This window comes from Nocardia fodinahabitans, assembly GCF_052983615.1.
In genome coordinates this window covers 3,574,861-3,590,679 of sequence record NZ_JBRJJC010000001.1, presented here as the reverse complement: position 1 = coordinate 3,590,679, position 15,819 = coordinate 3,574,861, and the positions used below count along the sequence as shown (strand labels likewise).

Here is a 15,819-nt window from a genome sequence, read left to right as displayed (position 1 = left end):
TGGGATCTGGGCGGGCCGATCGGTAGCCTGAGCGCATGAACGTGAGCAGGGGGCTACTCGACAGTTTCGACATCAACGGCCTGAATACCGCTTTGTCCGAATCGACCTGTCTCGGAGTAGAGGTGGACGCCGCCGCGGGGCGGCTGCAGCTCGCTCTCGAGGTGCTGACGCTACCCGCCGACGGCGAAACGCCGATCGACACCAAAGTCCTGCTCACCTTCACCGGAGTCACCCGGGTGGCCGCGTCCCTGCGCATCCAGCGCTGGGACGATATCGACGCCCGCGTCCTCCCCCTCACCCTCGAGCAGCTCGACGAGGCCATCGAGAGTTTCGGTGGCGGCGGGCTGCACGGCTGGGAATTCATCGACCTCGACGACAGCGGCTGGACCCTGTGGAGCGAGCTGCTCAGTTTCGACACCGTGCTCGACAACCGGATCGCGGCGCACGTCATCGAGTTCTCCCAGGAAGAGGGCATCGACCCGCGCGAACTCGACGTCCGCGTCTGGTTCGACCGGATCACCGTGACCGACCCGGCGGGCCGGGAGATCCCGATGGCCGAGTTCATCGCGGGTGGCAAGCGCTGGTGGGCCGCCCACGATTCCGGCGATCTGCGGGCCTCCAAGTCCGACGTCGCACCGCCGCTGTAAGCAGCACCCGCCGACACCTGGGTTTCCTCCGGCGTGATTCGAAGGGAATGCAGGGCCGACCATCCGGGGTTGCATCGAGCGGGTGTACGAATGATGGTTGGTGTGCTCGTCCGAATGGGCGCACACAGCCCGACATACGGAAAGGGACATCGTGGCCGTCTACACGCTGCCGGAACTGGACTACGACTTCGGCGCACTGGAGCCGCACATCTCCGGTCAGATCAACGAGATCCACTACACCAAGCACCACGCCGCCTACGTCGCCGGCGCCAACAAGGCGCTGGAGCAGCTCGAAGAGGCCCGCGAGAGCGGCGACCTGGCGAACATCCTGCTGCTGGAGAAGAACCTCGCGTTCCACCTGGGTGGTCACTACAACCACTCCGTCTGGTGGAAGAACCTCTCCCCCAACGGTGGCGACCAGCCCGACGGTGACCTCGCCGCGGCGATCGCCGACCAGTTCGGTTCGTTCGACAAGTTCCGCGCGCAGTTCACCGCTGCCGCGAACGGCCTGCAGGGCTCCGGCTGGGCCGTCCTGGGTTACGACACCCTGGGCCAGAAGCTGCTGACCTTCCAGCTGTACGACCAGCAGGCCAACGTGCCGACCGGCATCATCCCGCTGCTGCAGGTCGACATGTGGGAGCACGCCTTCTACCTGCAGTACAAGAACGTCAAGGCCGACTACGTGACCGCGTTCTGGAACGTCGTCAACTGGGCCGACGTGCAGGACCGCTTCGCCCGCGCGGTGTCGCAGGGCAAGGGCCTCATCTTCGGTTAAGAAGCCCTCGACGGGCCCGGACGCGGTTTTCCGCGTCCGGGCCCGTTGTCGTTTTTGCCCGGTCTGGCACTCAGTGGCACTTGTGTGCCAGATGGGTTTCGGGCTATTCCTGAGGTACCGGGCAGCGCAGCCCCCGGAAATTCGGGAGGCCATCATGACGACACATGGTCCGATCGGGATCACGCCCTTCCAGGCGCGCGGTCACCTGCAGGGATTCGTGGTTTCGGGCCGCTGGCCGGACACCACCAAGGAATGGGCGCAGGTTCTGGTGCTCGCCGTCCGGGTGGCCTCGATGCCCGGCCTGCTGGCGACCTCGACCGTGTTCGGGGTGCGCGAGGAACTGCCCGACGATCCGGAACCGGGCACGGTCGGACTGGTGCTGGCCGAGGGGCCGGTGCTGGGCGAGGAAGCGATCGAGCCCGGCCGGTTCGCCGCGCACGTGCCGCCCGCGCTGCTGATGCTGCATCCGCCGTCGGAGACCCGGCCGTCGCTGCCCGAGTGCACCGGCGCCGCCTCGGGCTGTGTGCTGTTGCCCGGCGTGCCGCATCTGGGTCTCGAGCACCGCGCGGCCTGGGCCGAGGCCGAGCTGGACGGTACGGTCACCTCGCTGGTGAGCCGGGTCGGGATGGATCTGATCAGCGATCCCGACACCGCCGTCCTGGCAATGTTGCTGGCGGCCTGAGGCTTTCGCGGGCGAGGGCTGGCGAATGCCCGGCAACGGGCGTCCACGGCACGAGAATCAGGGATACCGAACTATTCGCGCCGCACAGCCAAACTTATTGCGGCCATTGCGATTTCGCCGACAAGGAGTTGGCATACCCGCAGCTATCGGGCTAGGGTGGACAGCAGCGAAGGGGAGTAGCCCGCAATCGCACAGTCGACATACTGATCGGCGCCACATTCGGCGCGGTCCGGCTGCGTGAACCGGTCACCACCGGTGGGCGAGACCTTCGGCCACGAACCGATCCGTCGACCGGTGTGGCTGGAGGCGCACCCGTTTCTTCAGCCGCAGGCCGGAGTACCACCCTGGGAGCTGAATCCATGATCGCCACGATCCTGCTGAGCTTCGGCGTGCTCTTCCTCGCCGAGCTGGGCGACAAATCGCAGCTGATGGCGCTCACCTTCTCGCTGCGCTACCGCTGGTGGGTGGTGCTGTCCGGCATCACCGTCGCCAGCGTGGCCGTCAATCTCATCGCCGCCGGTGTCGGCCACTTCCTGGGCACCGCGCTGCCCGCGAACGCCATCGCCGTCGTCACCGCGCTCACGCTGCTGGTCGTCGGCTTGTGGACGCTGCGCGACGCCCTCGGCTCCGCCGCCGAGACCGACGACGCTCCCCCGCCCAGCACCCGCAACGCCTTCCTGGTCGTCATCTCCGCCTTCATGCTCGCCGAACTCGGCGACCGCACCATGTTCGCCGCCGCCGCCCTGGCCTCCAAGAACGGCTGGCTCGCGGTGTGGATCGGCTCGGCACTCGGCATGGTCGCCGCGGGCGCCCTCGCGATCCTGGTCGGCAAGCTCGCAGGCAAGCACCTGCCCGAACGCGGCATCGCCTTCGCCTCCGGCCTGCTGTTCCTGTTCTTCGCCGCCAAGACGATTCTCGACGCCTTCGTCCCCGGCCTCGGCGGCTGGGGTTCGACGGGCCTGGCCCTGGCCGGCCCGGCCGTGGTCGGTCTCGGCATCGGCGCCTGGCGGTTCACCCGGACCGGCAAGACCGCCGCGGCGATCGACGATCAGCCCGCGAACGCGTTGCCGTAGACGACGCCGGAGCGACGGGCCAGGTCGATCAGGGGTTCCTTCAGGGCGCGCAGGCCGGTCAGGTCGTCGGCGGCGATCTTGCCGGTGACCATGGCGCCGATGGCGGCGGCCAGGGTGGTGCAGGCGAACTGCTGCTCGTCGGTCTGGGCGCCGAGCATGGCGGCGACGACCGCGACGAAACGGCTCTGCAGTTCCATCCGCGCCTGGACCGCCGACGGGCCGACCGCGTACACCTCCATCAGGAACAGCCTGGCCGAGGCCGGATCATCGATCATGTGGTCGAAGTAGGCGGTGAGGATGGCGTCCATCCTGGTGAACGCGTCGGCGTCGGCGGTCTCGGCGATGACTTCCTGCAGCCGCTCGGCCAGCAGGCCGGAGACCCGGTCGAAGGCGGCGGCGAAGCAGTCCTCCTTGGAGCGGAACAGCTCGTAGAACGTCTCGCGCGAGACCCCCGCCCGTTTGAGCACGGCCGCCACCGGCGTGCCGACGTAGCCGCCCTCGGTCATCGCCTCGCCCATCGCGACGAGGATGCGTTCCCGCTGGGAGGCGACCACTTCTTCGCGCGAGAGGTGGTGCCGTCCGCGCGGGAGTTGGCGCAAGGTGGATGCCGAATCGCTCATCGTCGAACTCCGTGCTCGAGGTCAGGCTTGCCGTTCCATTCTGCGTGGTCGGGCAGGCTGGGTGGTGGTGAAGGGGGCGTCCTCGGTGCGCGCGATCTCGATGGCGCGAGCGACCCGGTTGCCGAGCAACCGCTGCACCAGCTGCTGAGCCAAGGGTCGCACCGGCAGCACGAGCGACACCCACCAGGGTGAGACGACGCTCTTGCGCCTGCGCGCGATCGCCCGGACCAACGCGTCCACCGCGGGACCGATCGGCGAGGTCCCGGTCAGGCTGATCTCGCGCAGGCCGGTGTGCGCCGCCGCGGTGCCGAAGCCGCGCCGGGTCATCTCGGTATCGATCTCGGCGAAGTAGCTGACGCCGACGCGCGCGCCGGTCGGGCGCAACTCGCAGCGCAGCGTTCCCGCCAGCGATTCGACCGCGGCCGCGGAGGCGCTGTAAGCGCCCGCCAGCGGCAACTGCACCGCCGTCGAGATCGACGACATCATCAGCACGTAACCGCCGGGACGGGCCAGGTGGGGCCCGGCGGCTTGCACGGCGTACGCGACGCCGAGCACGTTGACCGCGAGGGTCTCCTCCAGCACGCTCGGATCGCCGCCGATCATCGGCATCTGCTTGGCGATCCCGGCATTGGCGACGAGCACGTCGAGCCCGCCGAGTTCGCCGACCAGCGCCTCGACCACCCGGTCGACCTGGGCGCGGTCGGCGACGTCGCAGTAGCGCCACGGCGCGTCGCCGCATTCGGCCGCCACCTCGGCCAGCAGTTCCGGTTCCAGTCCGAGCAGGGCGACGTGGGCGCCCTGCGCGGCGAGCTTGCGGGCGAGTGCGGCCCCGATACCGCGAGCTGCCCCGGTGATCAGGACCTTGCGTCCGGCCACCGTCGGAGCGGCGAACGATCTCATGAACGCACGTTACCACCGGAAAACAGCCCTGTTCGCTGGTATTTTCGCAGCTGATCAGGCAGCGTCGGTAGGCGTGATGGGCACCTCACCGGAAACCCGCTAGGGTGCCAATTGACGAAGTGCCAACTAGTTGTCATGAACGAGAGGACCATCGTGGAGATTTCGGGTTCCGCCGCCATCGTCACCGGAGGCGCATCCGGCCTCGGTGCCGCCACCGCCAAGCGTCTCGCCGACGCGGGCGCCACCGTCTTCGGCCTCGACGTCCCGGCGTCGATCGAGCGTGCGGGCGACAACGTCCCCGCCGGTGTCACCCTGATCGCGGCCGACGTGACCAGCGGTGACGAGGTCGCCGCCGCGATCGCCCAGATCACCGAGGGCCCTGCCCCGCTGCGCATCGTGGTCAACTGCGCCGGCGTCGGCTGGGCCGGTCGCATCCTGTCCAAGAACGGCCCGCACGACCTGGAGCTGTTCCGCACCGTCATCACCGTCAACCTGCTCGGCACGTTCAACGTGATGCGCCTGGCCGCCGACGCCATCGCCAAGACCGAGCCGGTCGACGAGTACGGCCAGCGCGGCGTGGTCATCAACACCGCGTCGGTCGCCGCGTTCGAGGGCCAGATCGGCCAGATCGCCTACTCCGCCTCCAAGGGTGGCGTGCACGGCATGACCGTCCCCGCCGCCCGCGATCTCGCCCAGTTCGGCATCCGCGTGAACACCATCGCCCCCGGCATCATCGACACCCCGATGCTGGCCGACGGCGTCACCGAGGAGTACCGCAAGGGCCTCGAGGCCGGCGTCCCCTTCCCGTCCCGCCTGGGCCGCCCCGACGAGTACGCCCAGCTCGTCGAGTACATCGCGAGCCACGACTACCTCAACGGCGAGACCATCCGCATGGACGGCGCCCTCCGCATGGCCCCGCGCTAGGTCGCACTCTCCGGGAAACGACTGCCCGTCGCCGATTTCGGCGGCGGGCAGTTGCCGTTCAGGCCGCGGGTACCGTGCCGATGCCGAAGAGGGCTGTGGTGAACAGCGGGGTGTTCGCGCGGTAGGTGACCGTGAGGTGGTCGACGGCCGCCTCGGTGCGGCGCTGCCATTCCACCTCGCCCACTTCGTTTCTGAGGGTGGTCAGTGGAGCGCTGCTGCGAGTCATGGTGGCCCACAGGGTCGCCGCGTTCGGGAAGCTGACCTCGACCGTGTGCGGGCGAATCGTGATCGCCTCGAATCCGGCGGCGCGCATCTCGGCCTCGAACACGGCGGGGTTCTCCAGGCTGCGCGGGTTCGGTTGCGGTAGTGCGGCGTTCGGGTCGCCCGCGGTCAGGGCGCCGAACAGGGCGCGCATGAGCGAGGAGTCGACGGCGGGGGCCCAGGCGGTGACGACGGCGGTGCCGCCCGGGCGCAGGACCCGGCGCAGTTCGGCGAAGCCCTGCGGGCGGTCGGCGAAGAACATGAGACCGAACAGGGAGAAGCCTGCGTCGAATCGGCCGTCCGCGTACGGCAGAGCGTGGCCGTCGCCGACCTGCGCGGTGATGGTGGTGTGGCCGGCGAGTTCGGCTGCCGCCGTGAGGTGTTCGATCATCGGGGCCGAGATGTCGATCGCGTCGACCCGCGCGCCCTCGGCGGCGGCGGCGAGGCTGAGCAGCCCGGTCCCCGCGGCGACGTCGACGACGGCGGAATCCGGTTCGAGAGTGACGAATTCGAGTGCGCGCCGCGCGAACGGACCGAGCACGGTCCCCGCCGCCGCGGCGTAGCCCTCGGCCACCAGATCCCACGGCCGTGCCGTGACCGACGTCCCCTCCGACATGTGTACGACCGTTCCTCTCGCTCCGCGATCGATACCCGGACCAAGACTACGTTTCGCGGCCGTGCGGCGTCAGAGAGTCCGCGCGAAGGTGATCAGGGCGCGGCCGGGGCCGTTGTAGTCGGGGACCGGGCCGCTGACGGTGAACCCGAGGCTGCGGTGGAAATCGATGGAGGTGAAGTTGGCCGGAGAAGTGATGGCGGTGACCACTTTTCGGTCGTCGGCCCTGGCCAGCTCGAAGAATTCGTCGTAGAGGGTGCGGCCGAGGCCGACCTTGCGGGCGTCGGGGCGGACGCCGACGAAATGAATGTAGGCCGCGTCGGGGTCGGACGGGGAGCCGAAACCGATGAGGAAACCGGAGATTCCGTCGTCGTCGGTCGCCACCAGGCTGGTGCGGTGGAAGTGATCGAGAAACAACCTGGGCAGACTGGGGACCACGGTCGCGCCCCACCAGTGATCGACCACCCCGATCAGGCCGTCGTAGTCACCGGGCCGCGCCCGGCGGATCACATGCCCCGCCGCCATCTCTCCATAGTGCGGCTTGCGGGGCCGGTCGGCACCCGTATTCCGCAAGGCGAAGCCAGCTCGTGCGGCCGGGCGCGATGGCCGCTTCACACGAAGCGGCCATCGCGGTACCTCATACGGTGCGGGTCAGCCGGTCGGTGAGCAGCTGAGCGAACCGGGCCGGGTCCTTGAGTTCGCCGCCCTCGGCGAGAACCGCGGTGCCGTAGAGCAGTTCGGCGGTCTCGGCGAGCTCGGGCACCTTGCCCTCGTCGGCGTCGGACTTGCGCGCGTCGTAGGCATCGCGCAGGCCGGTGACCAGCGGGTGGGCCGGGTTGAGCTCGAGGATCCGCTTGGATTCCGGCAGCGCCTGACCCGAGGCGCGGTACATGCGCTCGAGCATCGGGGTGAAGTCGAAGACATCACCGACCAGGCAGGCGGGCGAGGTGGTGAGCCGGTTGGTCAGGCGCACCTCCTTGGCGACGTCGTCGAGGGTGGAGCCGAGCCAGGTGAGCAGATCGGCGAAGTCCTTGTCCTGCTGCTCGCGCAGGGCCTCGGTCTCCTTCTTCTCGTCCTCGGTCTCCAGGTCGACCTCGCCCTTGGCGATCGACTGGAACTTCTTGCCGTCGAACTCCGGCACCGAGCCGACCCACATCTCGTCGACCGGATCGGTCAGCACCAGCACCTCGCGGCCCTTGGCCTTGAACGCCTCCAGGTGCGGCGAGTTCTCCACCTGCGCACGGCTTTCGCCGGTCATGTAGTAGATCGCGTCCTGGCCCTCTGGCATCCGCTCGACGTACTGCTTCAACGTCGTGAGCTCGGACTCCGAGGCGGTCGAGGCGAACGAGGAGACCGTGAGCAGGGTTTCGCGGTTGTCGGTGTCGGAGAGCAAGCCCTCCTTGAGCACCCGGCCGAACTGCGCCCAGAACGTCTGGTACTTGGTCTGATCCTCGGCGCCCTGCAGCTCCTTGACCGTCGAGAGCACCTTCTTGACCAGGCGCTTGCGGATCATCTGGATCTGGCGGTCCTGCTGCAGGATCTCGCGGGAGACGTTGAGCGAGAGGTCCTGCGCGTCCACCACACCCTTGACGAAGCGCAGGTACTCCGGCATCAGCTCTTCGCAGTTGTCCATGATGAACACCCGGCGCACGTAGAGCTGCACGCCGCGCTTGTGCTCTCGGGTGAACAGGTCGAACGGCGCGATCGACGGGAGGAACAGCAGGGCCTGGTACTCGAAGGTGCCCTCGGCCTTCATCGGGATGATCTCGAGCGGCTCGTCCCAGGCGTGGCTGACGTGGTGGTAGAACTCCTTGTACTCCTCGTCGGAGACCTCGCCGCGCGGCCGGGTCCACAGCGCCTTCTGCGAGTTGAGGGTCTGGTCCTCGACGATGGTCTTCTCGACCTTGTCCTCGCCCTCGCCCTCCATCACCGTGCGCTCGACCTGCATGCGGATCGGCCAGGCGATGAAATCGGAGTACTTGCGGACGATCTCGCGCAGCTTCCATTCCTGCGTGTAATCGAAGAGGTGATCGTCGTCGTCGGCGGGCTTGAGCTCGAGGGTGACCGAGGTGCCCTGCGGCGCGTCGGTGCGGGTGTCGATCTCGTAGGTGGAGCTGCCGGCGGCCGCGCTCCAGCGGGTGCCCTCGGTCTCGCCGGCCTTGCGGGTGGTCAGGGTGACCTTGTCAGCGACCATGAAGGTGGAGTAGAAGCCGATGCCGAACTGGCCGATCAGCTCCTCGGCGGCGGCGTCGGACTTGGCCTCGGTGAGCTTGCGGCGCAGCTCGGCGGTGCCGGATTTGGCGAGGGTGCCGATCAGATCGATCACCTCGGCACGGGACATGCCGATGCCGTTGTCCCGGACGGTCAGGATGCGCTTGTCGGCGTCGACCTCCAGCTCGATGTGCAGGTCGGAGGTGTCGGCGACGAGGTCCTTGTCCTGGAACGTGGCCAGCTTCAGCTTGTCCAGTGCGTCGGAAGCGTTCGAGATCAGCTCCCGCAGGAACGTGTCTTTGTTGGAGTAGACCGAGTGGATCATCAGCTCCAGGAGCTGGTGGGTTTCGGCCTGGAACTCGAGGGTTTCGACGTGCTCTGTCACGCCCCCGATCGTATTACCGTCCGAAGTCGGCCAGTGAGGGAACCTCCTCGACGGCCCGCTGCGTCATCCAGTCGCGCAGCACCTGGGTGGCCCGCACGTCGTCTTCGTTGTATTCGAACAAGCGCGTGCGCTGGGACAGGTCCGATTCGGCGTCGTAGCCGACGGCCCGGCGATACCAGCCCATCGACGCCTCGCCGCCGGCCTCCGGGTCGCGCCAGCCGAAGCCGGCGACCGGGGCGATCTTCTTCAGCCCCTTGCCGTTGGGGCAGATGAACTGGTCGGTGACGGCCTGGAACATGTCGACCCACTCCGGCGAATCGACGAACGCGCGCACCTGCTCGTGCGTCGGCACGCCCGGCCTGCCCGCGAACCGGCGGGCCGACTCGTAGAGCCACTTGTCCTCGGCGGTGCGCGAATAGCAGTAGGCGGCAAAGGTTTTGCCCGCGGCGTGGGCGTCGGCCCGCACCTGCATGAGCCAGGTCCAGAATTCGCCGAAGGAACGGCCCTCGTCTTCGGTGGGCAGCGGGTCCCAGGTGACGAACGGCCGGTAGACGCCGTCGAGCAGGGTGCCCCACAGGTAGGCGCCGTCCTCCTGGTAGCTCTCCAGGTCGACGTCGACCTCCACGTCGGCGCGGCGCACGCTCACCGTGTCGAAGCGGCGCACCAGGGGCGCACCCTCGATCCAGGCGCGGGCGGTGACGACGGTCTCGGAGAACGGGCCGTGCTGCCAGTCCTCCGGGTCGTCGCCTTCCCAGGCGGCCAGCTCGTCGACGGTCTGCACGCCGTGCACGCGCAGCACGTCGGCGCGGGATCCGGGCGCGACCAGACTGACGTCACGCATCAGCGCCAGCTGCCCCTCACAACTCGGCTCGCCATCGGCGCCGCGCACCCACCACGGGCACTGCCTGCACTCGGGCACCTTCGACGGCTGGGTCGGCAGTTCGCCGCGCACCACCGCGATGCGGTCGCCGTAGCGCCGGTCGTAGTCGGCCAGGACATTGGTCAGGTCGTGCACGAGGATGCGGTCGAAGGCCAGGCCGATCGCGCCGCCGACCAGGGCGGGGCTGGCCATGCCGTGCCGCTGCAGCATCCGGTACAGGTGCGCGAGGCGCTGCTGGTCGCGCGGTTGCGGGCGCAGCTTCACATGCTTGTCGCGGCGGGGCTGCCACTGGAACAGGTCCGAGGTCAGCGGGTGGAAATCGGCCGGGTCGGGCCTGCGCGGGTCGGTGACCTTGTGGTTGACCACGATGATCGGGATATAGCCGCCGCGGTCGTCGTCGCGGAGCAGGAACTCGGCACCGCCGCGGCGGCCGGTATCGGGCTCCTGCGGCAGCAGCCCACCCCAGATTCGCGCGGCGCCGGCTGCCATGGCGGCCATCGTCGCCGCGGCCTTCTCCCCCGCGCGCAGCCGCGGCTCGATCACCACCCAGTCGGCGGGTGCGGCGGCGACCAGCTCGTCGCGGACCTTGAGGCGATGGGCGGAGGCGGCCTCGCGGCGCTGCTGGACGCCCGGATCCTCCCTGACCTCGGCGATGGCGCCCGGATGCTCGGCGTCCAGGCGCAGGCGGTGCCTGCACCCGATCAGCGAGCGCGCGTCCAGGAAGGCGATCCGGGACTCGGCGAGCCCGGAATCGGTACCTCGATCGAGCGCAGCGGAAGCGGGGGCCGGGCGATGCACCGGCCCGCCGTCGAAGTCGTCCTCGGCTGCACGCACGCAAGCAGTATGGTCCCTCCCCCCGACACAATGCCCAATCGCTACCCTCATCCCACTACGCTACGAAGTACGGCAGGCCGCTACCCCGGCACTGCCTCATGACTTGGCGAGCATGACGGAGGGCCTGATCTCATGGGGTTGTTCAGCAAGCGCAAGCGGCGGCCGAGCCGACGCGCTGAGGCGAAGGCGCTCAAACACAAAGCAGCCGTGGAGGCGAAGCTCGGCGCCAAGAACGAGCGCAAGGCCGCCAAGGCGGGCGAACGCACCACCCGGCGGGCGGCCAAGGCACAGGCCAAGACCGAGGCCAAGGTGGCCAAGGCGCAGATCGCGACCCTGCAGGCCGAGGAGAAGGCCGCCCAGAAGCTGGCGGCGAAGGCCGACCGCGAACTGTTCAGCGCGAGCCAGATCCGCAAGTACATCGGCGTCGCCCGGGTGCTGGTGCCGGTGCTCACGCCGCTGGCCTACCGTGGCGCCACCTACGTGCGCGGCCAGCTCGACGCCCGCAAGGCACAGCAGCTCGGCATCGGCCTCGACCAGCTGGGCGAGTTCAGCGGCCACGGCGCGCGCCTGCAGGCCCGCATCACCAATACCGAGAGCGCGCTCGACAAGGTCGCCGCGGACGCCCCCGGTGACACCGACACCAAGAAGTTCGTCGAGGCCGCCCGGTCCCGGCTGACCGATCTGACCGTCGCGGTGAACACCGCCGAGCAGATGCCCGCCGCGCGCCGCAAGGCCGTGCACGCGTCCATCTCCTCCGAGCTGGGTGTGCTGGAGACCGACGCGCTCGCCCGGCTCGGCGTGCGCTGATCCCGTCGTGACCACGCCGCAGCTCACCGCCCGCCTGCGCGGGGGTGGCTGCGGCGTACTCGTCGGCGCGCTGGCCGTCGCCGCGCACGGTAGCGCGGGCGGCGGCGTGCCACGGTCGGCGGATATCGCACTACTGCTGCTGGTTTCGCTCGGCGCGGGGATCATCGCGGGCGGCCTACGCGTGGGTTCTGCCGCACCGATGGCTCGGGCCGGGCTGGTGCTGCTCGGTGGGCAGTGGGCCGGGCACTTCGCCCTGTCGGCCTCGCTCGATCATCACGACGAACTGTTCCACCTGCCGAGCGCGTCGATGGTGGCCGCGCATACCATCGCCGCGTTCGCCTGTGCCGCACTGCTTCTCGTCGCGGAGCGGCTGTATCTCGTCGCTTCGAGCGTGGTCGCGGCCGTGCTCGGCGCGCCGTCGAGTGCCGTCGTCGTCCGCACGCGACGCTGGGCCGACCTGGTGCTCGCCGGGCCCGGCACCCGTCCGAAAGGCGCGCGATGTCCGCGCGCGCCGCCGCTGTCCGCCTGATTCACGACGACATCAGCATCTCTTCGGACAGAAGGCATTCCGTGCACAACTTCATCTCCCGTAGCACCAGCACCGCCGCCATCGCGGCCGGTCTGGTGCTCGCGGCCTGCGGCTCGGCGGCCGCGCACGTGACCGTCGACGCGCCGGGCGCCGCCCAGGGCAAGTACACCGTCGCCACCTTCAAGGTGCCGACCGAATCCGAGACCGCCGCCACCACCGCGCTGCGCATGACGGTGCCGAACCTGAAAAGCGTTCGCACCGAGCCGATGCCGGGCTGGACGGCCAAGGTCGAGCGCAACGACAAGGGCGAGGCCGTCGCCGTCTCCTGGACCGCCGACCCGGGCAACCCGGGCATCGGTCCCGGCCAGTTCCAGCGCTTCGTGCTCTCGCTGGGCCCGCTGCCCGCGCAGGACACGGTGACCTTCCCCGCCACGCAGACCTACAGCGACGGCAAGGTCGTCGCCTGGGATCAGCCGAGCACCGGCGGTGCCGAGCCCGAGCACCCGGCACCGTCGATCACGTTGAGCGCCAACGGCGGTGACGCGGGCAGTGACCACAAGGTCGCGTCCGGCGAGACCAGCGCGTCGGAGACCGACACGGTGGCGCGCTGGCTCGGCGGCATCGGGCTGGCTCTCGGCCTGTTCGCGGCCGCGCTCGGCCTCGGCCTCGTCTTCCGTTCGCGGAGGTCCTGATGCGGGTCGATCATCTCGTCGCCGACATCAACCGGGCGTCGCGCCTGCGCATCGGCCGCCGGGTGCTGACCGTGCTGATCGCCGGACTGTTCGCCGCGATATTCGCTGCGGGCACCGCGAGCGCGCACTCCGGCGCCGTGAGCAGCGTGCCCGAGGACGGCTCGACCGTCGAGGTCGGGCCAGCGCGCGCGAGCGTCACCTTCAACGAGGAACTGCAGCAGAACTTTCCGTCGCTGACCGTGGTCGGCCCGGACGGTCGGCTGTGGTCGAAGGGCAAGGCGCTGGTCGAGGGACGCACCGTCAGTGTGGAACTGGGCGAGCTCGGCCCGGTCGGCGAGTACACCCTCGCGTTCCGGGTCACCTCCGCCGACGGGCATCCCGTCAGCGGGACACGGCATTTCACGCTGAGCAAGGCGGGCACCGGTACACCGGGAGCCAAGCCGGGCGAGGACAAGGCCGACGGCGGCGGCGATTCCGGCGGCGGTGTGCCGGTGTGGGTGTTCATCGCCGGTGGCGTCGTGCTGTTCGGCGCGGGCCTCGCGGTCGCGCTGCTCGCCGGCCGCAAGAAGTAGCCACCCATGACGACCGGTCGCCGGGCATCCGCGACGACGCTGCGGCAGTGGCGGGTCCTGGTGCCGGTCGTGGTGGCCGCCCTGGCCGGGGTGGCGGTGGCCTGGCTGCTGCGCCGCGACGGCGGTTTCCCCTGGTCGGCGGGCGCGCGGGTGCTCGCCGACGGCGCGGGCGCGGTGGTGCTCGGGCTGGCGGCCCTGCCCCGGCTCGACGACCGGCTGCGGGTCGCCTGGCGGCCGCTGGCCGCGCTGGCCGGAGCCTGGTTCGCGGCCGAATTCGCCGTGCTGGTGGCCGAAGCCGCCGACGTGGTGGGCGTGCCGGTGACCCGGCTCGGCGCGGGCGAGTTCGGCACCTTCCTCACCAACCTCAGCGGCGGTCAGATCGGCATCGCGATCCTGTTCTGCACCGGCGCCATCACCTGCTACGCGGCATTGGCCTTCCGCAGGCCAGACTCCGCGTCGGCCGATCTGGTGCTGGTGTTCGCCGCGGTCGCGCTGGCACTGCGTCCGATCACCGGCCACATGTCCCAGCAGATGCTCGGTTCGGTGCTGGCCGCGCTGCACGCGCTGGCCGCGGCGTGCTGGCTCGGCCTGCTGCTGGCGATGGCGGTGGTGGTGCGTACCCGCGGCGGGTGGGCGCGGACGCTGCCGCGCTATTCGGCGCTGGCCGTGCCCCTGGTGCTGACGGTGGCCGCCACCGGGACGATCGACGGGCTGGTCCGGATCGGCGGGATCGAGCCGCTGTGGTCGACCGGCTACGGGCGGATCCTGCTGGCGAAGTTCGCGGTCCTGTGCGCGCTGACCGGCCTTGGCTGGTGGTGGCGGCGCAGCTGGGTGCGCCGGGCCGCCGACCACCGGGTCACCGCCGAGATCTCCCTGCGCAACGCCGCGATCGAGGTCACGGTGATGGGCCTGGCGTTCGGTCTGGCCGCGACCCTGGCCGTCACCGCGTAGACGGATCGGTCGCGGCGGACCGTTACAGTGGCCGATATGACCGAAGTGAGGATTGTCGAAGACTGCGCCGCGTCCGCTGAGACGGCGTTCGAATACGTCAACGACTACCGTAATCTGCCGCATTTCCTGTACGGCATCGAATCCTTCGTCCCGGTCACCGACCAGACCGACGGGCTCGGCGCGACCTTCGACGGCCACATGAAGCTCGGCCCTGCGTCGCTCAAGTCCAGGGTCGAGGTCGTGAAGTGGGAGAAGGGGCGCGTGATCGGCATCAAGTCGATCAAGGGATTCGAGATCATCTCGACGTTCCACTTCTATCCCAAGGGCGACGCGCTGTGCACCGTCGACGCGACCATCGAGTACTTCGTGCCCGGCGGCCTCGCGGGCAAGATGCTCGGCAAGACGATCGAGCCGTTCGTCAAGATCGCCGTGAAGCACACCACAGACAGCCTGGTCAGGGAGATCGCCAAGGCGCACCTCGAGGGCGCCTGACAGAATGCAGGCCATGACCGAATCAGCGAATGTTGTGGCCACCGCCGATCTGGCCGACGAGATCGGCCCCGAGATCCGCAGTTGTGACACCCAGTTCATCCAGTTCGGTGGCCGGGCCGCGTTCGCCGGACGGATCACCACGATCCGCTGCTTCCAGGACAACCTGCTGGTCAAGCAGACCCTGGGCGAGCCAGGCGAGGGCAAGGTCCTCGTGGTCGACGGCGGCGCGAGCGTGCACACCGCGCTCGTGGGCGACATCATCGCCGGCCGTGGCGTCGACAACGGCTGGGCCGGCGTGATCGTCAACGGCGCGGTGCGCGACTCGGCGATCCTGCGCACCCTCGACATCGGGGTGAAGGCGCTGGGCACCAACCCGCGCAAGAGCACCCAGACCGGCAGCGGCGAGAAGGACGTCACCGTCGAGTTCGGCGGCATCACCTTCGTGCCCGGCGAGATGCTCTACAGCGACCACGACGGTGTCGTGGTCCGCGCGGAGTAATTGGAGCGCTGGCGCGCTCGAGGTCGCGGCCCCTTGGTCCCGCCGTTCAGGCACCGTTGCTTGCTCCTTCGTCACGTGCGCAACGGCGCCTGAACGGCGGGACGGCCGCGACGGCCGCTTCGCGGCCTGCCCTCCTGGAGGTCGGGCTGGGTGGCTGGGATTCGGGCTCTAGTTCCCGGATACCCGCACTTTGTGGCCCGCCAGCACGACGACGTCGCCCACCTGCAGTTGCCTGCCGCGGCGCAGCTCCACCTCGTCGTTGACCCGGACCAGACCCTGGGCGATCACCGTCTTGGCCTCGGAGCCCGAATCGATCAGGTTGGCCAGTTTCAGGAATTGCCCGAGCTTGATGACCTCGTCATCGATCGGCACATCGACTGGTTCCGACATGGGCTAATACTTACCCTCCGGCGAAAATCCGGTCGCAACCGGCCCCACTACCGGGCCGCGTGACGAACACGCCGCAGCGTCC

19 protein-coding genes are annotated in these 15,819 nt (G+C 69.4%); 12 read left to right on the top strand and 7 right to left on the bottom strand.

Annotated features, from left to right (window positions below; all coding sequences use genetic code 11):
• Positions 1–35: 35 nt before the first annotated feature.
• The 4 genes from NV348_RS16655 to NV348_RS16640 all read left to right on the top strand — a co-directional run bounded on the left by NV348_RS16655 (position 36) and on the right by NV348_RS16640 (position 3,177).
• A complete protein-coding gene (locus NV348_RS16655; protein WP_447147694.1) occupies positions 36–647 on the top strand; it encodes a hypothetical protein in 612 nt (203 codons plus the stop codon).
• Positions 648–798: 151 nt separating this feature from the next.
• The gene (locus tag NV348_RS16650) at positions 799–1,422 is read left to right on the top strand and encodes a superoxide dismutase (RefSeq protein ID WP_355283756.1); all 624 of its coding nucleotides are present in this window, start codon (positions 799–801) and stop codon (positions 1,420–1,422) included.
• A gap of 154 nt (positions 1,423–1,576) precedes the next feature.
• Positions 1,577–2,104, top strand: coding sequence for a peptidase (locus NV348_RS16645; protein ID WP_447147693.1), 528 nt, complete (start codon positions 1,577–1,579; stop codon positions 2,102–2,104).
• Positions 2,105–2,463: 359 nt separating this feature from the next.
• Positions 2,464–3,177, top strand: coding sequence for a TMEM165/GDT1 family protein (locus NV348_RS16640; RefSeq protein ID WP_447147692.1), 714 nt, complete (start codon positions 2,464–2,466; stop codon positions 3,175–3,177).
• Here NV348_RS16640 and NV348_RS16635 read toward each other — a convergent pair.
• Both NV348_RS16635 and NV348_RS16630 read right to left on the bottom strand, forming a co-directional pair.
• Complete coding sequence (locus tag NV348_RS16635; RefSeq protein ID WP_447147691.1) at positions 3,153–3,797, bottom strand: TetR/AcrR family transcriptional regulator; 645 nt, start codon at positions 3,795–3,797, stop codon at positions 3,153–3,155. The two genes, NV348_RS16640 and NV348_RS16635, sit on opposite strands and share 25 nt — an antisense overlap.
• A gap of 21 nt (positions 3,798–3,818) precedes the next feature.
• Positions 3,819–4,697 (bottom strand): SDR family NAD(P)-dependent oxidoreductase, encoded by an 879-nt coding sequence (locus NV348_RS16630; protein WP_447147690.1) that lies wholly within the window; start codon positions 4,695–4,697, stop codon positions 3,819–3,821.
• Between the two features lie 153 nt (positions 4,698–4,850).
• On the opposite strand from NV348_RS16630, the gene NV348_RS16625 reads away from it, so the two are divergent.
• Positions 4,851–5,621, top strand: coding sequence for an SDR family NAD(P)-dependent oxidoreductase (locus NV348_RS16625; protein WP_447151062.1), 771 nt, complete (start codon positions 4,851–4,853; stop codon positions 5,619–5,621).
• A 58-nt stretch (positions 5,622–5,679) separates the two neighbouring features.
• Here the strand turns inward: NV348_RS16625 and NV348_RS16620 are convergent, their stop codons facing one another.
• The 4 genes from NV348_RS16620 to NV348_RS16605 all read right to left on the bottom strand — a co-directional run bounded on the left by NV348_RS16620 (position 5,680) and on the right by NV348_RS16605 (position 10,700).
• On the bottom strand, positions 5,680–6,498 hold the full coding sequence (locus NV348_RS16620) for a class I SAM-dependent methyltransferase (RefSeq protein WP_447147689.1): 819 nt from the start codon (positions 6,496–6,498) through the stop codon (positions 5,680–5,682).
• Positions 6,499–6,567: 69 nt separating this feature from the next.
• A complete protein-coding gene (locus tag NV348_RS16615) occupies positions 6,568–7,020 on the bottom strand; it encodes a GNAT family N-acetyltransferase (protein WP_447147688.1) in 453 nt (150 codons plus the stop codon).
• Between the two features lie 112 nt (positions 7,021–7,132).
• Positions 7,133–9,091: a molecular chaperone HtpG gene (gene htpG / locus NV348_RS16610; RefSeq protein WP_447147687.1), complete on the bottom strand. Its 1,959-nt coding sequence runs from the start codon at positions 9,089–9,091 to the stop codon at positions 7,133–7,135.
• Between the two features lie 13 nt (positions 9,092–9,104).
• Positions 9,105–10,700, bottom strand: coding sequence for a TM0106 family RecB-like putative nuclease (locus tag NV348_RS16605; RefSeq protein WP_447151061.1), 1,596 nt, complete (start codon positions 10,698–10,700; stop codon positions 9,105–9,107).
• Between the two features lie 237 nt (positions 10,701–10,937).
• On the opposite strand from NV348_RS16605, the gene NV348_RS16600 reads away from it, so the two are divergent.
• The 7 genes from NV348_RS16600 to rraA are packed head-to-tail and all read left to right on the top strand — an operon-like array spanning position 10,938 to position 15,347.
• A complete protein-coding gene (locus NV348_RS16600) occupies positions 10,938–11,612 on the top strand; it encodes a DUF6474 family protein (RefSeq protein ID WP_447147686.1) in 675 nt (224 codons plus the stop codon).
• A gap of 7 nt (positions 11,613–11,619) precedes the next feature.
• Complete coding sequence (locus tag NV348_RS16595) at positions 11,620–12,141, top strand: hypothetical protein (protein WP_447147685.1); 522 nt, start codon at positions 11,620–11,622, stop codon at positions 12,139–12,141.
• 41 nt (positions 12,142–12,182) lie between these two features.
• The gene (locus tag NV348_RS16590; protein ID WP_447151060.1) at positions 12,183–12,833 is read left to right on the top strand and encodes a YcnI family copper-binding membrane protein; all 651 of its coding nucleotides are present in this window, start codon (positions 12,183–12,185) and stop codon (positions 12,831–12,833) included.
• The gene (locus NV348_RS16585) at positions 12,833–13,405 is read left to right on the top strand and encodes a copper resistance CopC family protein (RefSeq protein WP_447147684.1); all 573 of its coding nucleotides are present in this window, start codon (positions 12,833–12,835) and stop codon (positions 13,403–13,405) included. The genes NV348_RS16590 and NV348_RS16585 overlap by 1 nt, the downstream gene beginning before the upstream one ends.
• A gap of 6 nt (positions 13,406–13,411) precedes the next feature.
• Complete coding sequence (locus NV348_RS16580; RefSeq protein ID WP_447147683.1) at positions 13,412–14,356, top strand: CopD family protein; 945 nt, start codon at positions 13,412–13,414, stop codon at positions 14,354–14,356.
• Positions 14,357–14,392: 36 nt separating this feature from the next.
• Positions 14,393–14,848: an SRPBCC family protein gene (locus NV348_RS16575; protein WP_447147682.1), complete on the top strand. Its 456-nt coding sequence runs from the start codon at positions 14,393–14,395 to the stop codon at positions 14,846–14,848.
• 13 nt (positions 14,849–14,861) lie between these two features.
• Positions 14,862–15,347 carry a ribonuclease E activity regulator RraA gene (gene rraA, locus NV348_RS16570; protein WP_316573110.1) on the top strand — a complete coding sequence of 162 codons (486 nt, stop codon included), beginning with the start codon at positions 14,862–14,864 and terminating at the stop codon, positions 15,345–15,347.
• A 168-nt stretch (positions 15,348–15,515) separates the two neighbouring features.
• Here the strand turns inward: rraA and NV348_RS16565 are convergent, their stop codons facing one another.
• Entirely contained in the window at positions 15,516–15,737 is a 222-nt protein-coding gene (locus tag NV348_RS16565) for an RNA-binding S4 domain-containing protein (protein WP_218716112.1), read from the bottom strand.
• Between the last annotated feature and the right edge of the window lie 82 nt (positions 15,738–15,819).

What these genes read in the sequence shown, in the direction of transcription:
- NV348_RS16655 (WP_447147694.1), top strand. Translation starts at nt 36, where the DNA reads ATGAACGTGAGCAGGGGGCTACTCGACAGTTTCGACATCAACGGCCTG.
- NV348_RS16620 (WP_447147689.1), bottom strand. Translation starts at nt 6,498, where the DNA reads ATGTCGGAGGGGACGTCGGTCACGGCACGGCCGTGGGATCTGGTGGCC.
- NV348_RS16565 (WP_218716112.1), bottom strand. Translation starts at nt 15,737, where the DNA reads ATGTCGGAACCAGTCGATGTGCCGATCGATGACGAGGTCATCAAGCTC.
- NV348_RS16580 (WP_447147683.1), top strand. Translation starts at nt 13,412, where the DNA reads ATGACGACCGGTCGCCGGGCATCCGCGACGACGCTGCGGCAGTGGCGG.
- NV348_RS16585 (WP_447147684.1), top strand. Translation starts at nt 12,833, where the DNA reads ATGCGGGTCGATCATCTCGTCGCCGACATCAACCGGGCGTCGCGCCTG.
- rraA (WP_316573110.1), top strand. Translation starts at nt 14,862, where the DNA reads ATGACCGAATCAGCGAATGTTGTGGCCACCGCCGATCTGGCCGACGAG.
- NV348_RS16630 (WP_447147690.1), bottom strand. Translation starts at nt 4,697, where the DNA reads ATGAGATCGTTCGCCGCTCCGACGGTGGCCGGACGCAAGGTCCTGATC.
- NV348_RS16600 (WP_447147686.1), top strand. Translation starts at nt 10,938, where the DNA reads ATGGGGTTGTTCAGCAAGCGCAAGCGGCGGCCGAGCCGACGCGCTGAG.
- NV348_RS16615 (WP_447147688.1), bottom strand. Translation starts at nt 7,020, where the DNA reads ATGGCGGCGGGGCATGTGATCCGCCGGGCGCGGCCCGGTGACTACGAC.
- NV348_RS16645 (WP_447147693.1), top strand. Translation starts at nt 1,577, where the DNA reads ATGACGACACATGGTCCGATCGGGATCACGCCCTTCCAGGCGCGCGGT.
- NV348_RS16635 (WP_447147691.1), bottom strand. Translation starts at nt 3,797, where the DNA reads ATGAGCGATTCGGCATCCACCTTGCGCCAACTCCCGCGCGGACGGCAC.
- NV348_RS16575 (WP_447147682.1), top strand. Translation starts at nt 14,393, where the DNA reads ATGACCGAAGTGAGGATTGTCGAAGACTGCGCCGCGTCCGCTGAGACG.
- NV348_RS16640 (WP_447147692.1), top strand. Translation starts at nt 2,464, where the DNA reads ATGATCGCCACGATCCTGCTGAGCTTCGGCGTGCTCTTCCTCGCCGAG.